Raw genomic sequence first — 16,761 nt, 5'->3', positions numbered from 1 at the left:
CGGAGGCATCCGCCCGGTTTCGTCCTGAGAACGGCCGATCTCCGCAGAACCGCCGCCCGGACACGCACTCACGCCCGCCACCCGGTGAGGGGCGGCGGGCGCGAGAAGAGGGTCGTCAGCTGCGCGTGACGCTGCGGCGACGCGTGACCATCACGTAGATGCCGAGCACGATGATCGCACCCAGGATGGAGCCGATGATGCCGGCCGCCTGCAGGAATCCGCCGTTCGGGTCGGCGCCGAACAGCAGGTAGCCGAGGAAGCCGCCGACGAACGAGCCGACGATGCCGAGCACGATGGTGAGCAGGATCCCCATGCTCTGCTTGCCGGGGATGACGGCACGAGCGATGAGACCGGCGATGAGGCCGATGAGAATGAGGCCCAGGATTGTCCAGAGCATGATGTCCTCCAATGTCCGCCCTTGGTGAGGGCTAGAAGGACGTTAGCGGGCGCGTTCGGAGCCGGATTGCCTATTGATTACCAGGCCCGCAGGCCCTATCATCGCGCGCCGCGGCCGTGACGCGGGCCGTCAGGAGGCGGCATCCGCCTTCATCTCGGGGCAGGTGCCGCCCGGCTCGGTCGCCAGCTCGAAGTGCCACCGTTCATTGGCGTAGGTCTGGCAGATGCCGTACCGCCAGCCGTGCTGCGATAGCCACAGCTGGGCGTCGAGGGAGCCGATGTCGATCGCGTCGCCCGTGACATGGCGCGACCCGTCGGGGGTCGCGACATACTGCCGCGCGAGCTCCTCACTCCCGTAGCGCTCGATCGCGTCGTCGAGAAGCCACTGCTGATAGCGGGCCGACCGCCAGCCGCTCGTCACGTCGAACGCGACGCCGTCGGCCGCGGCATCCGTCTCCGCCTGTCGCATCGCGTCGAGCAGCGCCGCATCCAGCTTCGCGATGGCGGGGAGCCCACCCTCGGCCAGCGTCACCGCCGCCCCTTCGACGATGTGGCCCGCCGCTTCGCTGGGGAGGAACGGACCGGATGCCGCAGCCGTCGTCGCCCGCACCCCGACGACGACGAGCACGGCCAGGAACGCGGCCACTCCCACCCCGAGGGAGAGGAACACGAGGCGGCGGAGGCGCAGACGGCGATCGAGCATGGGTCCATCCCACGCGGGCGCGTGTTGCGACGCCGTACGCGCATACGCATACGTCCGCGATATGCGCCCGCGCCTAGGCTGGGGCGCATGCGGGTGCTGATCGTCGAGGACGAGCTCTTCCTCGCCGAGGCGATCCGCGACGGGCTGCGCCTCGAGGCGATCGCCGCCGACATCGCCGGCGACGGCGACACGGCGCTCGAGCAGCTCGCCGTCAACGCGTACGACGTCGTCGTGCTCGACCGCGACATCCCCGGGCCGAACGGCGACGAGATCGCACGACGCCTGGCCGTGGAGCCCGAGAGTCCGCGCATCCTCATGCTCACCGCCGCCGACCGGCTCGACGACAAGGAGAGCGGGTTCGAGAGCGGAGCCGACGACTACCTCACCAAGCCGTTCGCGCTGCGCGAGCTCGTGCTGCGCCTGCGCGCGCTCGACCGCCGCCCGGCGAAGGGCGCGCCGCCCGTCGTCGAGATCGGGGGCGTGCGGCTCGACCGGTTCCGGCGCGAGGTGTTCCGCGACGGCCGGTACATCGCCCTCACGCGCAAGCAGTTCGCGGTGCTCGACGTGCTGATGGCCGCCGGCGGCGGTGTCGTGTCGGCCGAAGACCTCCTCGAACGGGCGTGGGATGAGAACGCCGACCCGTTCACGAACGCGGTGCGCATCACGATCTCGACGCTGCGCAAGCGTCTCGGCGAGCCGTGGGCCATCGAGACGGTGCCGGGCGTCGGCTACCGGATGAGCGCATGATCGAGCGTCCCCGCGGAATGTCGGTGCGGGTCAAGCTCGCGCTGAGCTACGCCGGCTTCCTCGTCGTCGCCGGGATCGCCCTGTTCGCGGTCGGATTCCTGCTGCTGCGATTCGTTCCCAACGGGAGCCTCACCGTCGACGGCGGCGGCTGGGCGCCCAACCGCGCCAACCTGCTCGAGGTCTTCGTCCGCTACGCGTGGTGGGCGCTGGCGCTGCTGCTGGTCATCGGCCTCGTCGGCGGCTGGCTGCTCGCCGGAGTGGTGCTGCGGCCGCTCGATCGCATCACGGACGCCGCGCGACGCGTGCGCGACGGACGGCTGGACCATCGCGTCGACCTGCCGGGGGCGGGCGATGAGCTCACCGACCTCGCCGACACGCTCGACGCGATGCTCGACCGCGTGGAGCACACGGTCGAGGAGGAGCGACGCTTCGCCGCGAACGCCTCGCACGAGCTGCGCACGCCCCACGCGATCATCCGCACCGTGGTCGAGGTGGCCCAGGCCGACCCCGAGGGGCGTGACGTCGACGAGGTGCTCCGCCGCATCGGCGCCACGAACGAGCGGGCCATCGCGACCACCGAGGCCCTCCTGGCGCTCGCCCGCGTGGCGCGGGGCGGCACTCTCGACAGCTCCCCCGTCGACGTCGCGGCGATCGCGGCCGAGGCGGTCGAGGAGGAGCGAGCGGATGCCTCGGCCCGCGGCATCCACCTCACGACCGCCCTGGAGCCGGCATCCGCCACCGGCGACCGGGCGCTGCTGGAACGGCTCGTTGCGAACCTCGTGCGCAATGCCGTGGTGCACAACGCCGACGGCGGGTGGGCGCGTGTCGGCGTGACGGCCGGAGCGCGCGCCGAGCTGGTCGTCGAGAACGGCGGACCGGTGCTGGATCCGGCGGTCGTCGCGACGCTCACGGAGCCGTTCGTCCGCGGGGCCGGCCGCACGCGGGGTCCCGGCGACGGGTCGGGACTCGGGCTCGCGATCGTCGCATCCATCGTGCGCGCCCACCGCGGCGAGCTCGCCGTGACCGCACCGCCGGACGGCGGTCTTCACGTGCGGGTGACGCTTCCGCGCTGACGCCGGGCGGCGGCAGCCAGGAGCCGCGGGATCGCCACTGCGAGCACGCCGACGGCCGCGCCGACGGTGTTCCAGAGCACGTCGTCGCCGTCGGGGACACGTCCGGGGATCGAGCGCTGCGCGAACTCGACCGCGACCGACAGTGCGAGCGCGGCGAGGATCGCGACAGGCCAGAGCCTGCGCGGGAGGAGGAGTGCGAGCGTCGCACCGAGCGGCACGAACAGCAGCAGGTTCAGCGCGTCGTCGATGTCGCCGAACGGCAGGGCGACGAGGAGCGGATGCCCCACCTCGACCAGCGATCGCACGAAGAGGCCGCGCAGCGGAGCGGCGATCGAGGGCGGCGCGAGCGTGAGCAGTGTGACGATGGCGGCGATCGCTCCGGCGAGGAGCAGGCGGATGCCGCGCCCGCGCGTCGTGCTGATGTCGGTCATGCGCCGATCTCACACGGAGCGATGTTGCGGGAGCGTATGCGAACGGTGTCCGAGCCGTGGGGTAGCGTCGCCACCACGCCGACCCACGCGAGGAGGCCGTCATGGCATCGAAGCTCGGCAACATCACGTTCTATGCGAACGACCCGCGCCGGCTCGCCGAGTTCTGGGCGGGCGTGTTCCGCTACCCCCTCTCGGACTGGGACGAGCCGACGAAGACCCAGCTCCTGAGCGCCGGGCTGAACGAGTCCGATCTCGACAAGCGCGCTCTGGCCGAACCCGCCGAGGGCGAGTCGGGCCCGCGCCTCTTCTTCCACCACGCCGACTCGGCCAAGGCCGAGCGCAACCGCCTCCACCTCGACATCCAGGCGACGCCCGGGCACGCGCCGACCCGCCAGGAGCTCGAGGACGAGAAGGATCGCCTCGTGGCCCTCGGCGCCGAGGTCGTGCGGCTCGTCGACCAGCGCTGGGGCCCGTGGCCCGAGATGTACTACCAGCTGCGCGATCCCGAAGGCAACGAGTTCTGCCTGCAGTGACGCCGCGGCAGCCGAGATTCTGAGAAGAGAGAAGTGTGTCGATGAGCGAGACGACAAGCCAGCCGGAGACGATCTCCCCGGCGGAGTTCCATCGCGCAGCCGGCGTCACCGACTGGCGGGTGACGGGCACCGGCCCGCAGGCCGTCTTCCTTGCGACCTCGCTGGCGCACGCGGCGAGCCTCGTCGCCCCGATCGTCACGGCCGCCGAACGATTCGGGGTGCTGCCCGACATCGACGTCCGCCCCGAGGCGGTGCTGGTGCGAGTGCCGTACCGAGACTCCGACGGCATCCCGGGCGCGTCGACCGGATTCGCCGCGGCGGTGTCAAGCCTCGCCGCCGACCTCGGGCTGCACGCCGACCCCGCCCGTGCACAGACGGTCGGCATCTATGTGGCCCAGCACTCGCAGGCCGACGTGAGGCCGTTCTTCACCGCGGCTCTGGGCTACGAGCCGCTGGGCGATACCGATGCCGTCGACCCGCTCCGCTGCGGGCCGCAGCTCGCCTTCAACCCGATCACGGGCGACACCCCGGCGAGAGGGCGCACCCACTTCGACGTCTTCGTGCCCGCCGACCAGGCACAGGCGCGAGTGGACGCCGCGCTCGCCGCCGGCGGACGGCTCGTCGACGATTCGCACGCCCCCGCGTGGTGGTCGCTCGCGTCCCCCGACAACCACGGCGTCGACATCGCGTCCTGGACCGACACCTTCGAGTGACGGGGCGGACGCGCCCGGTCAGCGCTCCAACGCTGAGCGCCGCTTCTTCGACTGCTCGGCACCGTCGAGGAGCTGCCGGAGTCCGCGCTCGAGGCCGGCCATGTCGTCCGAGGAGAGCGGAGCGAGCATCTCCCGCTCCCGCGCGATGAGACTGGCCATGGTGGAGTCGACGCGGGCCCTGCCGGTCGGGGTGAGCGTGATGAGCGTGCCGCGCGCGCCGTCCGATGCGCTCTCGCGGTTGACCAGCCCCCGGCCGAGGAGCCGGGCGATGCGCCGCTTGAGCGTCGTGATGTCGCACGTCACGAGTGCGAGCAGCCGGGTCGGGCCGACGCCGTGCGGGTCGATGCGACGCAGGGCGGCGAGAACCTCGAACTCGCCGTCGCCGAGACCGGCCTCCTTGAAGACGTCGTGGCGCACTTCGGCGAGGGCGAGCGCTGCGCGTCGAAGCCGCGACATCACATCGAGCGGGGTCAGGTCCACGCTCTCGAGGCGATCCGACCACGAGTCGATCAGCAGATCGACGTCGTCGTCACCGGACATGGCGCATCCCTTTCCTGCTGATCCCGCCAGGCTACCGGGCCCTCAGGCGCCCTGGGCCGAGTGCGCCCCTCGCAGCCAGCGACCATCGCGCACGTCTGCCGGCGTGATCGACCGGCCGCGCGAGGGCCGTCACGGGTTCATCGCTCGCGCCGAAGGATGCCCGCTGACGATCGCGCCGCCGTGGATGTCGGCACGCTGAAGCTGTGGCCGGTGATGACAGGCGCGGCGCCGGGCGACCGAAGGAAGTCGAGCAGCTCGCGCCCTGCCGCGGCCACGTTCGACACCGAGGCGACCGCGCCGGCGAAGACCGTCTCGATCGCGCAGTCGGCGGGCAGGGTTCCGAGGATGCGGATGCCGGGCGCCCCGATCAGTTCGCTCAGCTGCTGCAGTCCGAGATCGACCTCGTCTTCGGCCAGCAGCCGTGCCACCGGGACACCGGGCCGCGCTTGCACGAGGCGATCGCCGAGCTCGTCGGTCAGCCCCCACCGGGCGATCATGTCGATGAGCGCGGTGCCGCTCGGACCCGTCGAGTAGCCGATGCGTCGCGCGGCGCGGAGGGCCGCCCGCACCTCGCGGGCATCGCGGAACGCGGAGCCCTGTGGCGCAGCGGCCTCGTCGGGCGCGCGGGAGGGAACGGCGACCGCGACCTGCGACACGAAGAGCGGAACGAGTGTCGCGGCGTCGACATGACCCGCGTCCGCCAGGCCGCGCAGCGCCGGTTCGGCGAGGAAGACGAGGTCGAACGCCTCGCCTCCGGCGACGCGGTGCGCGGCATCCACCCCACCGACGGACTCGATCTGCAGCGTCGGGAGCCCGGCGAGCGCTGCCGCACGGGCGAGATCGGCGAGCACCGACCTCGTCGCCATCGACGAGATGGCTCTCATGCCGCCTCGACGGACTCGGCGTCCACCTCGGCGGACTGGGCCGCGTTGTAGCGGGCTCCCGAGACCGTGCCGGTGTCGATCAGCTCCCCCGCGCGCGTCAGGATCGCGGGGTCGACGACGAGGTCGACGGCGGCGAGGTTGTCGCGCACGTGAGGCACCTGCGTGGATCCGGGGATCGGGACGACGTGGTCGCCCCGCGAGAGCAGCCACGCGAGCGCGAGCTGGGCCGGCGTGCAGTCCGCCTGTGCGGCGAGCGCCCGCCAGGCGGGGAGGAGCGCCGCATTCACGGGCCAGTGCTCCGCGTGGAATCGCGGCATCGCGCGCCGGATGTCCTTCGGCGCCAGATCGTCGGGATCGTGCACGGCATCGGCGAGGAACCCTCGCGCGACGGGAGAGAAGGCCACCAGCGCGACCCCGGATCGTCGCGTGGCCTCGAGCATCCCCCACTCCGGGTTGCGACTCCACAGCGAGTACTCGTTCTGCACGGCGGCGACGGGGGCGACGGCCTGCGCCTCGAGCAGCCGTTCCACCGAGACCTCTGACAGCCCGATGTGGCCGATCTTGCCCGCATCCACCATCTCCGCCAGCGCACCCACGCTCTCGCCGATGGGCACCTGCTTGTCCCAGCGGTGCAGGTAGTAGAGGTCGATGTGCTCCACCTCGAGGCGAGCGAGCGAGGCGTCCACCTGCGCGCGCAGCGTCTCGGGGCGCCCGTCGATCGTCTTGACGCCGTCCACCAGGGCCATGCCGCCCTTGCTCGCCAGCACGACTTCGTCGCGGCGGTCGGCGATGGCACGGCCGACGAGCTCCTCGTTGCGGCCGTCGCCGTAAAGCGTCGCGGTGTCGAGGAGCGTGACGCCGTGGTCGAGCGCCGCGCGGATGAGCGCCACGCCGTCGTCCGCCGACGGGGACACCCCGTACGCATGACTCAGCGCCATGCAGCCGAGGCCGATCCGGGGAAGGATCACGCGAGCTGCTCCTCCAGTGCACCGAGGACCCGGTAGCAGTCGATGACCTGGCGGAGCGAGGAGTTCGGTTCGCGTCCTTCGCGGATCGCGGCGACGAACTCCCGGTCCTGCAGCTCGATGCCGTTCATGCTGACGGCGACCTTCGACACGTCGATCTGCTCGTCGCGGCCGTTGTAGAGGTCGTCGTAGCGCGCGAGGTACGTCTCGGTGTCGCCGATGTACCGGAAGAACGTGCCGAATGGGCCGTCGTTGTTGAACGACAGCGACAGTGTGCAGATCGCCCCGGACTCGCTCTTGAGCTGCACGGACATGTCCATCGCGATCCCGAGGTCGGGGTGGATCGGTCCCTGAATCGCATTCGCCTGGACGATCCGGCCCGCCTGGTAGGCGAAGAGATCGACGGTGTGCGCGGCGTGGTGCCAGAGCAGGTGGTCGGTCCACGACCGCGCCTCGCCCTTGGCGTTGGTGTTGGTGCGGCGGAAGAAGTACGTCTGCACGTCCATCTGCTGCACGGCGAATTCGCCGGCGAGGATCCGGTGGTGGACGAGCTGGTGCGAGGGGTTGAACCGGCGGGTGTGGCCGACCATCGCCACCCGGTCCGACGCCTCCGCCGCGGCCAGGGTGGCCTCGGCATCCGCCTGCGAGTCAGCGAGCGGGATCTCGACCTGCACATGCTTGCCGGCCGCGAGCACCGCCTGCGTCTGCGCGGCGTGCTGCTGCGTGGGGGTCGCGAGGATGACCGCGTCGACATCATCGCGCTCGAGCACCGCATCGAAGCCGACCACGGCGTGGGGCACGCCGTACCTCTCGGCCACCGCCTGCGTCGGCTCCGGGCGCGTGCCGCTGACCACGGTCACCTCGGCATCGGGGATGTTCGCCAAGCCGTCGAGGTGCTTCATCCCGAAGGCGCCGGCGGCGCCGACGACGGCGATGCGAACCTTGTCGCTGCTCATGAACGGACGTCCTCCAGATGCGTGCTCGCCGTGTCGGATCCGACCGCTCGCGGTGCGGTCGGGTTGCTCAGGACGAGGTGGCCGACGGCGGTGTTGGATGCCGGCACGTGATAGAACCGGTGCCCGACCGAGGGCGCCTCGCCGCCGAACTGGTCGTCCATGGCGCCGCGCGCGATCAGCCAGTCGACGAGCTCGATGCCCTCCGATCCTGCCTCATCGACGTACTCCATGTGGGGCCACTCGGTGAGCCCCATCGGGTCGGCGATCAGGTGGTCGAGGAACGCGTTGTCCCACTCCTTGTTGATGAGGCCGGCGCGCGGACCCTGCAGCTGGTGGCTCATGCCGCCCGTGCCCCAGATCTGCACGTTGAGCTCGGGGCCGTCCCACTTGTCGAGTGCCCGGCGGATCGCGCGGCCGAGCTCGTAGCAGCGGCGACCGGAGGGCACGGGGTACTGCACCACGTTGACCGGAAGCGGGATGACGCGGCACGGCCATTCCTCGACGTCGCCGAAGACGAGCGACAGCGGGACGGTGAGCCCGTGATCGACGACCATCTCGTTGACCAGCGTCAGATCGAAGTCGTCCTGGATGACCGACTGCGCGATGTGGGCGGCGAGTTCGGGATAGCCCTTGACGTCGGGCACCGGGCGCGGGCCGTAGCCCTCGTCGGCGACGGGATAGTGCGCGCCGGTTCCGAGCACGAAGGTCGGGATGATGTTGGAGTCGAACGCGGTCGCGTGGTCGTTGTAGACCAGGATGATGACGTCGGGCGTGTTCTCCTTGGCCCACTCCCGCGTCCAGCGATACCCGTCGAACACCTTCTTCCAGTACGGCTCCTCCGTCTTGCCGAGGTCCATGGCCGCGCCGATGGCGGGCACATGCGAGGTGAAGAGAGCCGAGGTGAACCTCGCCGGCGCGTCGGGCCGCATCACCTCCGACTTCTCCGTCGACGGCGGCGTCCAGCCGTCGAGGTCCTTCAGCCGGTTGCCCTCCGGACGACGTCCGCCGCCGACCATCATGTCCCGATAGGCGGCCTCCGACATCCCGGTCATTGATCCGGCCATCTGCTGGAAGCTCAGGCCGTGGGTGGCGCCGATTTTGCTGAGGAAGTAGATGTTCCCGCCCTCGCGGATGCAGGCATTGAGGTCGAGGTCGAGAACGCCCTGACGCTGGGCCGGGGTGAGCGGCCACTCGTCGAGGTACGCCTCGCGGTCGTCGAGATACCGCTCGCGGTTCTCGGGCTTCATGAGCGACATCGAGAACTGGTTGAGGTGGTAGCCCTTGCGGGCCTGCTCGGCATCGAAGATGGTCGTGCCGGGGACGTCCTGGTAGGGCTTGTCGAGCGCCATGTCATGCTCCTTCTGGCCAGTACAGCCGCGCCGGGTTGTCGACCAGCAGCTTGCTCTGCAGTTCGGGGGTCGGGGCGATCTGCGGGATGTAGTCGACCAGCAGCCCATCGTCGGGCATGTGGTCCTTGAGGTTGGGGTGGGGCCAGTCGGTGCCCCACAGCACGCGGTCGGGGAACTCCTCGACCACGCGGCGCGCGAACGGCACCACGTCGGCGTACGCCTGCTGCTCGCCGTCGAGCGCACGGGGGCCGGTGACGCTCAACCGCTCGGGGCACGACACCTTGGTCCAGACGTGGGGGTTCTCCCGCAGGAATCGGAGGAACAGGGCGAACTCGGGTCCGTCCGGATCCTTCGTCACGTCGGGCCGGCCCATGTGGTCGACGACGACGTCGGTCGGGATCGCCGAGAAGAAGTCGTAGAGCTCGGGAAGATCCTCGGCCTCGAAGTAGATGACGACGTGCCAGCCGAGCGGGGCGATCTTCGCGACGATCGCATCGAGCGAGTCGGCGGGCACGCGATCGACCAGGCGCTTGACGAAGTTGAAACGCACGCCGCGCACTCCCGCCTCGTGCAGTTCGGCCAGCTCGTCGTCGGTCACGTCGCGGCGCACGGTGGCCACGCCGCGGGCGCGGCCGTCGCTGCGATGCAGAGCGTCGACGAGCGCGCGGTTGTCGGCGCCGTGGCACGTGGCCTGGACGATGACGTTGCGGTCGAAGCCCAAGTGGTCGCGGAGGGCGAAGAGCTGCGCGGCGGACGCATCGCACGGCGTGTACTTGCGCTCGGGAGCGAAGGGGAACTCGGCGCCGGGGCCGAAGACGTGGCAGTGCGCGTCGACGGCGCCGGCAGGCATCCGGAACGTGGGGGCGCTGGGGCCGTCGTACCAGTCCAGCCACCCCGGGGACTTCTCGAAGCCGCCGCTCGTGACGCCGTGGACGGAGGTCGTGGTGCCGGTCATGTCAGTCCTCCACGTACTCGAGGCCCGCCGCGGCCAGCGGGTCGCGCATGCCGTAGAGGTCGAGTCCCAGCACGCCGTCGCGGAACTTCTGCCGCTTCGACTCCTCGTTCGCTTCGCGGAGAGCGGATGCCTCGGCGACCGCCCCGACGAGCTCGCGGGGGACGACCACGACGCCGTCGACGTCGGCGACGACCACGTCGCCGGGGTTGACCACCGCGTTGGCGACGACGACGGGGATGTTGACCGAGCCGAGCGTGGCCTTGACGGTGCCCTTGGCGTTGATGGCGCGCGAGAAGACGGGGAAGTCCATCTTCTCGAGGTCGGCGACGTCGCGGACGCCGCCGTCGATCACGAGTCCCTTGCAGCCGCGCGCCGTGAGGGAGGTCGCGAGGAGCTCGCCGAAGAATCCGTCCTCGCTCTCCGTCGTGCAGCCCGCGACGATGACATCGCCGTCCCGCACCTGCTCAGCCGCGACGTGGAACATCCAGTTGTCGCCCGGCTGCAGCAGCACGGTGACGGCCGGACCGCACAGCTTGGCTCCGGTGTAGGCGGGGCGGATGTAGGGGCGGAGGAGGCCCACTCGACCCATCGCCTCGTGAATGGTGGCGACCCCGAACTGCGACAGGCGCGCGACGTCGGCGGGATCGGGCCGCTCGATGCGGGTCCGGACGATGCCGAGGTTGTTCAGTCGTTGCGTCATGGGTTCTCCCGGGGCTCAGAGGCCGCGCGCCGCGAGGGCGCGATCCAGGCGGGGGTACACGCGGCGCGCGTTGCCCTCGAAGACGGCGGCGCGCTGCGCGTCGTCGAGATGGGGCGTCGCGTCGACGTACCGCTTGGTGTCGTCGAAGTGGCGACCGGTGCGCGGGTCGATGTCGCGGACGGCGCCGATCATCTCGCTGGCGAACAGGATGTTGTCGGCCGGGATGACGCTCGTGAGCAGGTCGATCCCGGGCTGGTGGTACACGCAGGTGTCGAAGAACACGTTGCTCAGCAGGTGCTCCTCGAGCTCCGGCTTCCGCAGCGCCATCGCGAGCCCGCGGAAGCGTCCCCAGTGATACGGGGCCGCCCCGCCGCCGTGCGGGATCACGAGCTTCAGGTCGGGGAAGTCCCGGAACAGGTCGCCCTTGAGGAGCTGCATGAACGCCGTCGTGTCGGCGTTCAGATAGTGGTCGCCGGTGGTGTGGAACACCGGCTTGCATGAGGTGCTGACGTGGATCATCGCCGGCAGCTCGTACTCGACGAGCTTCTCGTAGATCGGATACCACGACCTGTCCGTCAGCGCGGGTGCCGTCCAGAGCCCACCGGAGGGGTCCGGGTTGATGTTGACGGTGACGACGCCGAGCTCGTTCACGGCGCGGTCGAGTTCCGCGAGGGTCGTCTTCTGGTCGACGCCCGGCGACTGCGGCAGCATCGCCCCGGGCAGGAACCGGTCGGGGTAGAGCTGCGAGACGCGAGCGACGAGGTCGTTGCAGATGCGCGCCCACGTCTCGCTCACGGCCAGATCCCCGATGTGGTGGGCCATGAAGGACGCACGGGGGCTGAAGACCGTGAGGTCGCTGCCGCGCTCGTCCATGAGCTTCAGCTGGTTCGCCTCGATGGTCGCGCGGATGTCATCGTCGCTGATGCGCAGCGCCGCGGGATCAGGAGCATCCGCAACCCCGTCCGCGAACGCGATCTGCAGGTCACGCCACTCGCCCAGCTGTGCCGGTGCGGTCGTGTAGTGGCCGTGGATGTCGATGATCAACGCGCGGGTCCTCGTCGCTGCGGAGCGGATGCTGTCGCCACGACTCTAGATCGCGCCGAATCTGTGGTCCAATAGATTCCAGTGCCGTTGTGCATAGATGGGATCTATGGATGCCGCTTCCTGATCTGAACCAGCTGCGCACGTTCGTCGTGCTCTACGAGCTGCGCAGCCTGACGGCCACGGCCGACCGGCTGCACGTCACGCAGCCCACCGTGAGCTACACGCTCCGGCAGCTGCGCGCGCGTTTCGGCGACGACCTGTTCCACCGGCAGGGCCACGTGATGGTGCCGACTCCCCGTGCGAGCCGCCTGTTCGGGCCGCTGCACGAGGCGCTCGCGCAGATCGACGCCACGGTGAGCAGCCCGGACGAGTTCGATCCGGCGACCTTCGACGGCGAGCTCGCCCTCGCGCTCACCTCGATCGGCGAGCAGACCTTCCTCCCGCCGATCATGCCGGCGCTCGCGCGCGCGGCGCCCCACCTGCACCTGAAGGTCGAGCGGCTCGACGCCGACCTGGTGGCGGACGGCCTGCTGCGCGGAACCATCGACCTCGCCGTCACCGTGTCGCTGATGGAGTCGCCGCACCTCTGGCGCACCCCGATCCGCAGCGTCGAATACGTCGCGCTGTCGTCGGCGGCGCATCCGCTGCCACCGACGGATCCGGCGATGTTCGCCGGGCGCCGGTTCGTCCGCGTCTCGGCCCGCGGCGGGCATGTCTATCCGCTGCAGGCGATGATCGAGCAGGGGCTGATGGCGCAGGTGAAGCTGACGGTCGAGGAGTACGCCACGGTGCCCGCCGTGCTCGAGGCGACCGATCTGGTCGTCCTGCTGCCGCGGCATGTCGCGGACGTCTTCTGCGGCTGGTTCCCGGGGCTGCGCATCGCCGAGCTCCCGTGGCCTGCGCGCAGCACTCCCGTGGCGATCTACTCGCGCGGGGAGGCGAGCCTCTCGCCCGCGCAGCGATGGTTCCGCTCGGTGATGTTCGAGGCGGTCGCCGCCGGCGAGTACCGCGTGGCCTAGTCCTTCCGGCGGTTCCAGCTCGCCTTGGCGGGGGCGAACGGGCTCCGCACGTGGATCGACCACGTCGAGTGCGGGTGGACGGTGAGGATCGCCCGCTCGAACCACGCCTGAGCCTCGTCGGAGAGGCCGGGGAGCACCGCATCCTTGTCGATGTCGTCCTGAGGGCGAGGGCGCAGTGCCTTCCATGTCAGCTGGACCTCGGGGGCACCGGTCGGGATGCCCTCGATCTCGAGGACCGCGCGATCCCACGGCAGCTGCAGGCGAGGATCACGGCGGTACAGCCACGCGGCATCCGTACCGTCTTCGACATTCAGCTGGAGAACCCAGGCGTCCGCCTCGTCGTCGCGGATGCGGATCGGCTGCAGGTCGGTCTCGATGTCGGCATCGGCCCACGGGACGACGGCGTCCTCACCTGCCGGCGCCCAGGCGCTGAACCTGTCGGGGAGGGCTTCGATCAGGGCCCCCAGGTGCCCCGCCGTCGTGCTCGCATCCGTATTCGGGCGTTCGCGGATGGGCCGGCCGAGCCAGTGGTCGAGCGCGACCCCGCCGGACAGCCACCAGCGCGCAGGACCGTCTCCGAGCAGGTCCGCGGTGGCGCGTGCCGACAGCAGAGCCCAGGGCGTCGCGGGATCGGGGGCGGGAGAGGGCATGCCCCGAGGCTACTGCCGCCGACGACACCGGGGCATACGGGCCGGCGCGACCCGTGCGATCCTTGGCGCATGGCCAACTCGCCCTCCGGCGACTCGATGACCGAGCGCATCGTGCGCGTGCTCGAGACGTTCACGGCCGACCGCTCGATGCAGTCTGCGGCCGAGATCGGGCGCCGCGCGGGCCTCCCGTCGTCGACGGCGCATCGGATGGTGGAGGAGCTCGTCGACGCGGGCCTCCTCGAAAGAGACCAGGATCGCCGGGTGCACCTGGGCATGCGCCTGTGGGAACTCGCGTTGCGCGGCTCGACCGCGCTGCGGCTGCGCCAGGCCGCACTGCCGTTCATGGAGCAGGTGCAGGCCGATATCCGCGAGCACACGCAGCTCGCCGTGCTCGAACAGGATGAAGCCCTCTTCCTCGAACGCCTCTCCCACCCCGACGCGGGCGCCAACATCACCCGCATCGCCGGTCGGCTGCCCCTGCACGCCTCCTCGTCGGGGCTGGTTCTCCTCGCCCATGCGCCGGCCGCGCTGCGCGAGCGCGTGCTCGCCGGACCGCTGCGGGCGCTCGCACCCGAGACCGTCACGAACCCCGCGCTCCTCCGACGTCTGCTCACTGACGTGCGACGCACCGGGGTGGTCATCGCCCCGGGGTCCGTCGAGGCCGTCTCGACCGGCGTGGCCGTGCCGATCCGCGATGCCGGCGAGGTGATCGCGGCGCTGTCGGTGGTGCTCCCCCGTGATACGGCTCCGGATGCTGCGATCGCCGCGCTGCGCGCTGCCGCGGCCGGCACGGAGGCGACGCTCCGCGCCGACCGGCGCTGACGGGAAGTTCCCGTTCAACGGGAACTTATGCATGTGCCGCGGGCGACGGGCGACACTGGCCTCCAGCATCCGACCTGCCGTCGAAGGAGACGCTCATGCCCACCACCCGCACTCGAGTCGCCATCGTCGGCGCGGGACCCGCCGGGCTGCTGCTCTCCCACCTGCTCGCGGCATCCGGCATCGAATCGATCGTGATCGACAAGCGCAGCCGGGACGAGATCGAGTCCACGATCCGGGCGGGCATCCTCGAGCAGGAGACCGTGCGCGTGCTCACCGAATCCGGGGCGTCGGACCGCGTGACCACCGTCGGGAGCCGCCACGACGGGGTGGAGCTGCGGTTCGACGGCCAGGGTCACCGCATCGACTTCCCCAGCCTCACCGGTCGCGCGGTGTGGCTCTACCCCCAGCACGAGGTGCTGAAGGACCTCATCGCCGCGCGCCTCGCCGGCGGTCAGGACATCCGGTTCGAGACGAGCGCGCTCCGCGCCGAGGGCATCGACTCGGACCGGCCGATCGTGACGGCGACGACCGCGGACGGTGAGGAGCTTCGGATCGAGGCCGACTTCGTGGTCGGCGCGGACGGGTCGCGCAGCGTCGTGCGCGAAGCGGTCACGGGAGCCTCGCGTGTGGGCGGGTACTTCCGCGAGTACCCGTTCGCCTGGTTCGGGATCCTGTGTGAAGCGCCGCCCAGCGCGCACGAACTGATCTACAGCAATTCGCCCGACGGGTTCGCGCTGATCAGCCAGCGCAGCCCCTCGGTGCAGCGGATGTACTTCCAGTGCGACCCGGACGCCGACCCGAATGCCCTGTCGGACGCGCAGATCTGGGAGACGCTGCAGGCGCGCGTTCCCGGCACCACCCTGCTCGAAGGGCCGATCTTCCAGCGCGACGTGCTGCGGTTCCGCAGCTTCGTCGCCCACGAGCTTCGCCGCGGCCGCGCGGCCCTGGTCGGCGACGCCGCGCACACCGTGCCGCCGACCGGCGCGAAGGGCATGAACCTCGCGGTGGCCGATGTCGTGCTCCTCGAACGCGCCCTGCGGGCGCTGCTGCTCGAGAACGACGAGCGGCTCATCGACGGCTACGCCGAGAAGGCGCTGAAGCGCATCTGGAAGGCGCAGCACTTCTCGTGGTGGATGACGAGCATGCTGCACGTCACGGCCGACGCATCCGACTTCGACCGACTTCGCCAGCTGGGCGAGCTGCGCTCCGTCGTCGAGTCCGAGGCAGGACAGACATACCTCGCCGAGGCGTACACCGGGTGGCTGCACGAGGCGTGATGTGGGCGCGGGCGTCGCACCCCGGCGCGCGCGGCAACGCGTGCCCGACGCGGCCGGCAACCCGCACGGCAACGCGGCGTCTCGGCCGCGAACACGCGTGCTGGCCGGCGAGTGCTTGCCTGCCCGTGCATGTTCAGCCGTCGCCGGCTGCGAGGCGTGTGGTGAGTCGTTGTCGTAGGCGTAGGGGTGATGAGGTGACGGGTCGCCAGCGCATGGTGGCGTCCCACCAGTACGGGCCGCGGATTTCGGGGATGCCGTTTCTCATCCGGATGGTCCAGCCGCTGGTGTCGAGTGTGCGGTGGTGGTGCCAGCACAGCAGCACGCCGTTGTCGGTGTGGGTCGGTCCGCCGCGGGAGTGTTCTTGGACGTGGTGGATCTCGCACCACGCGGCGGGCACCGAACAGCCGGGGATGAGGCATCCGCCGTCTCGGAGGGTGATTGCCTTGCGCTGGGGGCCGAAGACGCGCTCGAGGGTGTGGATCGCCCGGATGCGTCCGGCCGCGTCGCTGGTGACCCGCTGGATCGTGCCGCTGCACGCGACGTGGCGTGCGACGGCGAGCGACACTGGCTCTTCGGTCCCGTCGAGGTGGGCAAACCCTGCNGTCGCTGGTGACCCGCTGGATCGTGCCGCTGCACGCGACGTGGCGTGCGACGGCGAGCGACACTGGCTCTTCGGTCCCGTCGAGGTGGGCAAACCCTGCTCCTGACCGCAGGTCTTGCTCGGTGACGGACACGACGAGGGTGGGCGCGGTACCGCCGATCGTGGGAACTTCGCCCGAGCGCGCGGCGACCGTCAGGACTGTCGCGAAGGCGTCGTGCTGCCGCTGCGTGCGGGTGCGCGGATCAGCCTGCTCATCGACCGGCGCGTGCGGATCAGCGGCCACCGTCTCGACGAAGTGCGGGCCCGCCGGCGCCACTGGGCCATCGCCCTTGGGGTTGAGGATCGCGTGGAACAGGGTGTTCAGCTGCCCGGCGACTTCGGGCAGCAGCTGACCGCGCACCGG

Annotated in this window: 21 protein-coding genes; 7 read left to right on the top strand and 14 right to left on the bottom strand. The window is 70.8% G+C overall.

Features of this window, described 5'->3' with window-relative positions; genetic code table 11:
• Positions 1–115 precede the first annotated feature (115 nt).
• Positions 116–397 carry a GlsB/YeaQ/YmgE family stress response membrane protein gene (locus ASD93_RS00105; protein WP_056117375.1) on the bottom strand — a complete coding sequence of 94 codons (282 nt, stop codon included), beginning with the start codon at positions 395–397 and terminating at the stop codon, positions 116–118.
• A 129-nt stretch (positions 398–526) separates the two neighbouring features.
• Complete coding sequence (locus tag ASD93_RS00100) at positions 527–1,099, bottom strand: M15 family metallopeptidase (protein WP_056117373.1); 573 nt, start codon at positions 1,097–1,099, stop codon at positions 527–529.
• A gap of 87 nt (positions 1,100–1,186) precedes the next feature.
• On the opposite strand from ASD93_RS00100, the gene ASD93_RS00095 reads away from it, so the two are divergent.
• Complete coding sequence (locus ASD93_RS00095; RefSeq protein WP_056117370.1) at positions 1,187–1,846, top strand: response regulator transcription factor; 660 nt, start codon at positions 1,187–1,189, stop codon at positions 1,844–1,846.
• Complete coding sequence (locus tag ASD93_RS00090; protein WP_235566840.1) at positions 1,843–2,919, top strand: sensor histidine kinase; 1,077 nt, start codon at positions 1,843–1,845, stop codon at positions 2,917–2,919. The genes ASD93_RS00095 and ASD93_RS00090 overlap by 4 nt, the downstream gene beginning before the upstream one ends.
• On the opposite strand, the gene ASD93_RS00085 is transcribed toward ASD93_RS00090, so the two are convergent.
• Entirely contained in the window at positions 2,892–3,350 is a 459-nt protein-coding gene (locus tag ASD93_RS00085; protein WP_056117367.1) for a VanZ family protein, read from the bottom strand. The genes ASD93_RS00090 and ASD93_RS00085 overlap by 28 nt on opposite strands.
• A 101-nt stretch (positions 3,351–3,451) precedes the next feature.
• Here ASD93_RS00085 and ASD93_RS00080 point away from each other — a divergent pair, with 101 nt between their 5' ends.
• Together ASD93_RS00080 and ASD93_RS00075 are read left to right on the top strand one after the other, a co-directional pair.
• Complete coding sequence (locus tag ASD93_RS00080) at positions 3,452–3,883, top strand: VOC family protein (RefSeq protein WP_056117364.1); 432 nt, start codon at positions 3,452–3,454, stop codon at positions 3,881–3,883.
• Between the two features lie 41 nt (positions 3,884–3,924).
• On the top strand, positions 3,925–4,596 hold the full coding sequence (locus ASD93_RS00075) for a VOC family protein (RefSeq protein ID WP_056117361.1): 672 nt from the start codon (positions 3,925–3,927) through the stop codon (positions 4,594–4,596).
• Between the two features lie 18 nt (positions 4,597–4,614).
• On the opposite strand, the gene ASD93_RS00070 is transcribed toward ASD93_RS00075, so the two are convergent.
• The 8 genes from ASD93_RS00070 to ASD93_RS00035 all read right to left on the bottom strand — a co-directional run bounded on the left by ASD93_RS00070 (position 4,615) and on the right by ASD93_RS00035 (position 11,989).
• Positions 4,615–5,136 carry a MarR family winged helix-turn-helix transcriptional regulator gene (locus ASD93_RS00070; protein ID WP_056117357.1) on the bottom strand — a complete coding sequence of 174 codons (522 nt, stop codon included), beginning with the start codon at positions 5,134–5,136 and terminating at the stop codon, positions 4,615–4,617.
• Between the two features lie 137 nt (positions 5,137–5,273).
• A complete protein-coding gene (locus tag ASD93_RS00065) occupies positions 5,274–6,020 on the bottom strand; it encodes a substrate-binding domain-containing protein (RefSeq protein WP_056117354.1) in 747 nt (248 codons plus the stop codon).
• Positions 6,017–6,988 (bottom strand): aldo/keto reductase, encoded by a 972-nt coding sequence (locus tag ASD93_RS00060; protein ID WP_082569080.1) that lies wholly within the window; start codon positions 6,986–6,988, stop codon positions 6,017–6,019. The genes ASD93_RS00065 and ASD93_RS00060 overlap by 4 nt, the downstream gene beginning before the upstream one ends.
• On the bottom strand, positions 6,985–7,941 hold the full coding sequence (locus ASD93_RS00055) for a Gfo/Idh/MocA family oxidoreductase (RefSeq protein WP_056117351.1): 957 nt from the start codon (positions 7,939–7,941) through the stop codon (positions 6,985–6,987). Before ASD93_RS00055 ends, ASD93_RS00060 begins: the two co-directional genes overlap by 4 nt.
• The gene (locus ASD93_RS00050) at positions 7,938–9,290 is read right to left on the bottom strand and encodes a protocatechuate 4,5-dioxygenase subunit alpha/beta (RefSeq protein ID WP_056117348.1); all 1,353 of its coding nucleotides are present in this window, start codon (positions 9,288–9,290) and stop codon (positions 7,938–7,940) included. Before ASD93_RS00050 ends, ASD93_RS00055 begins: the two co-directional genes overlap by 4 nt.
• Position 9,291: 1 nt before the next feature.
• Positions 9,292–10,245: an amidohydrolase family protein gene (locus tag ASD93_RS00045; RefSeq protein WP_056117345.1), complete on the bottom strand. Its 954-nt coding sequence runs from the start codon at positions 10,243–10,245 to the stop codon at positions 9,292–9,294.
• Position 10,246: 1 nt separating this feature from the next.
• On the bottom strand, positions 10,247–10,945 hold the full coding sequence (gene ligK / locus ASD93_RS00040) for a 4-carboxy-4-hydroxy-2-oxoadipate aldolase/oxaloacetate decarboxylase (RefSeq protein WP_056117342.1): 699 nt from the start codon (positions 10,943–10,945) through the stop codon (positions 10,247–10,249).
• Between the two features lie 15 nt (positions 10,946–10,960).
• The gene (locus ASD93_RS00035; protein ID WP_056117339.1) at positions 10,961–11,989 is read right to left on the bottom strand and encodes an amidohydrolase family protein; all 1,029 of its coding nucleotides are present in this window, start codon (positions 11,987–11,989) and stop codon (positions 10,961–10,963) included.
• Positions 11,990–12,099: 110 nt separating this feature from the next.
• Here ASD93_RS00035 and ASD93_RS00030 point away from each other — a divergent pair, with 110 nt between their 5' ends.
• Positions 12,100–13,008, top strand: a complete 909-nt coding sequence (locus ASD93_RS00030; protein WP_056117334.1) for a LysR family transcriptional regulator — start codon at positions 12,100–12,102, stop codon at positions 13,006–13,008.
• On the opposite strand, the gene ASD93_RS00025 is transcribed toward ASD93_RS00030, so the two are convergent.
• Entirely contained in the window at positions 13,005–13,658 is a 654-nt protein-coding gene (locus ASD93_RS00025; RefSeq protein ID WP_056117333.1) for a hypothetical protein, read from the bottom strand. The two genes, ASD93_RS00030 and ASD93_RS00025, sit on opposite strands and share 4 nt — an antisense overlap.
• Positions 13,659–13,727: 69 nt before the next feature.
• Between ASD93_RS00025 and ASD93_RS00020 the strand changes: the two genes are divergently transcribed.
• Positions 13,728–14,480, top strand: coding sequence for an IclR family transcriptional regulator (locus tag ASD93_RS00020; protein ID WP_056117329.1), 753 nt, complete (start codon positions 13,728–13,730; stop codon positions 14,478–14,480).
• 95 nt (positions 14,481–14,575) lie between these two features.
• Entirely contained in the window at positions 14,576–15,757 is a 1,182-nt protein-coding gene (locus tag ASD93_RS00015; RefSeq protein WP_056117327.1) for a 4-hydroxybenzoate 3-monooxygenase, read from the top strand.
• A 133-nt stretch (positions 15,758–15,890) separates the two neighbouring features.
• Here the strand turns inward: ASD93_RS00015 and ASD93_RS16095 are convergent, their stop codons facing one another.
• Both ASD93_RS16095 and ASD93_RS15645 read right to left on the bottom strand, forming a co-directional pair.
• Complete coding sequence (locus ASD93_RS16095; RefSeq protein WP_235566868.1) at positions 15,891–16,154, bottom strand: HNH endonuclease; 264 nt, start codon at positions 16,152–16,154, stop codon at positions 15,891–15,893.
• A gap of 205 nt (positions 16,155–16,359) precedes the next feature.
• Positions 16,360–16,761 (bottom strand): DUF222 domain-containing protein (locus tag ASD93_RS15645; RefSeq protein ID WP_235566839.1); only part of this gene is annotated, 402 nt, incomplete at both ends.

Origin of the sequence: Microbacterium sp. Root180 (genome assembly GCF_001428485.1) — a bacterium.
GTDB lineage: Bacteria > Actinomycetota > Actinomycetes > Actinomycetales > Microbacteriaceae > Microbacterium.
The sequence above is the reverse complement of the archived record's forward strand: the minus strand, read 5'-3'. Positions and strand labels throughout refer to the sequence as shown.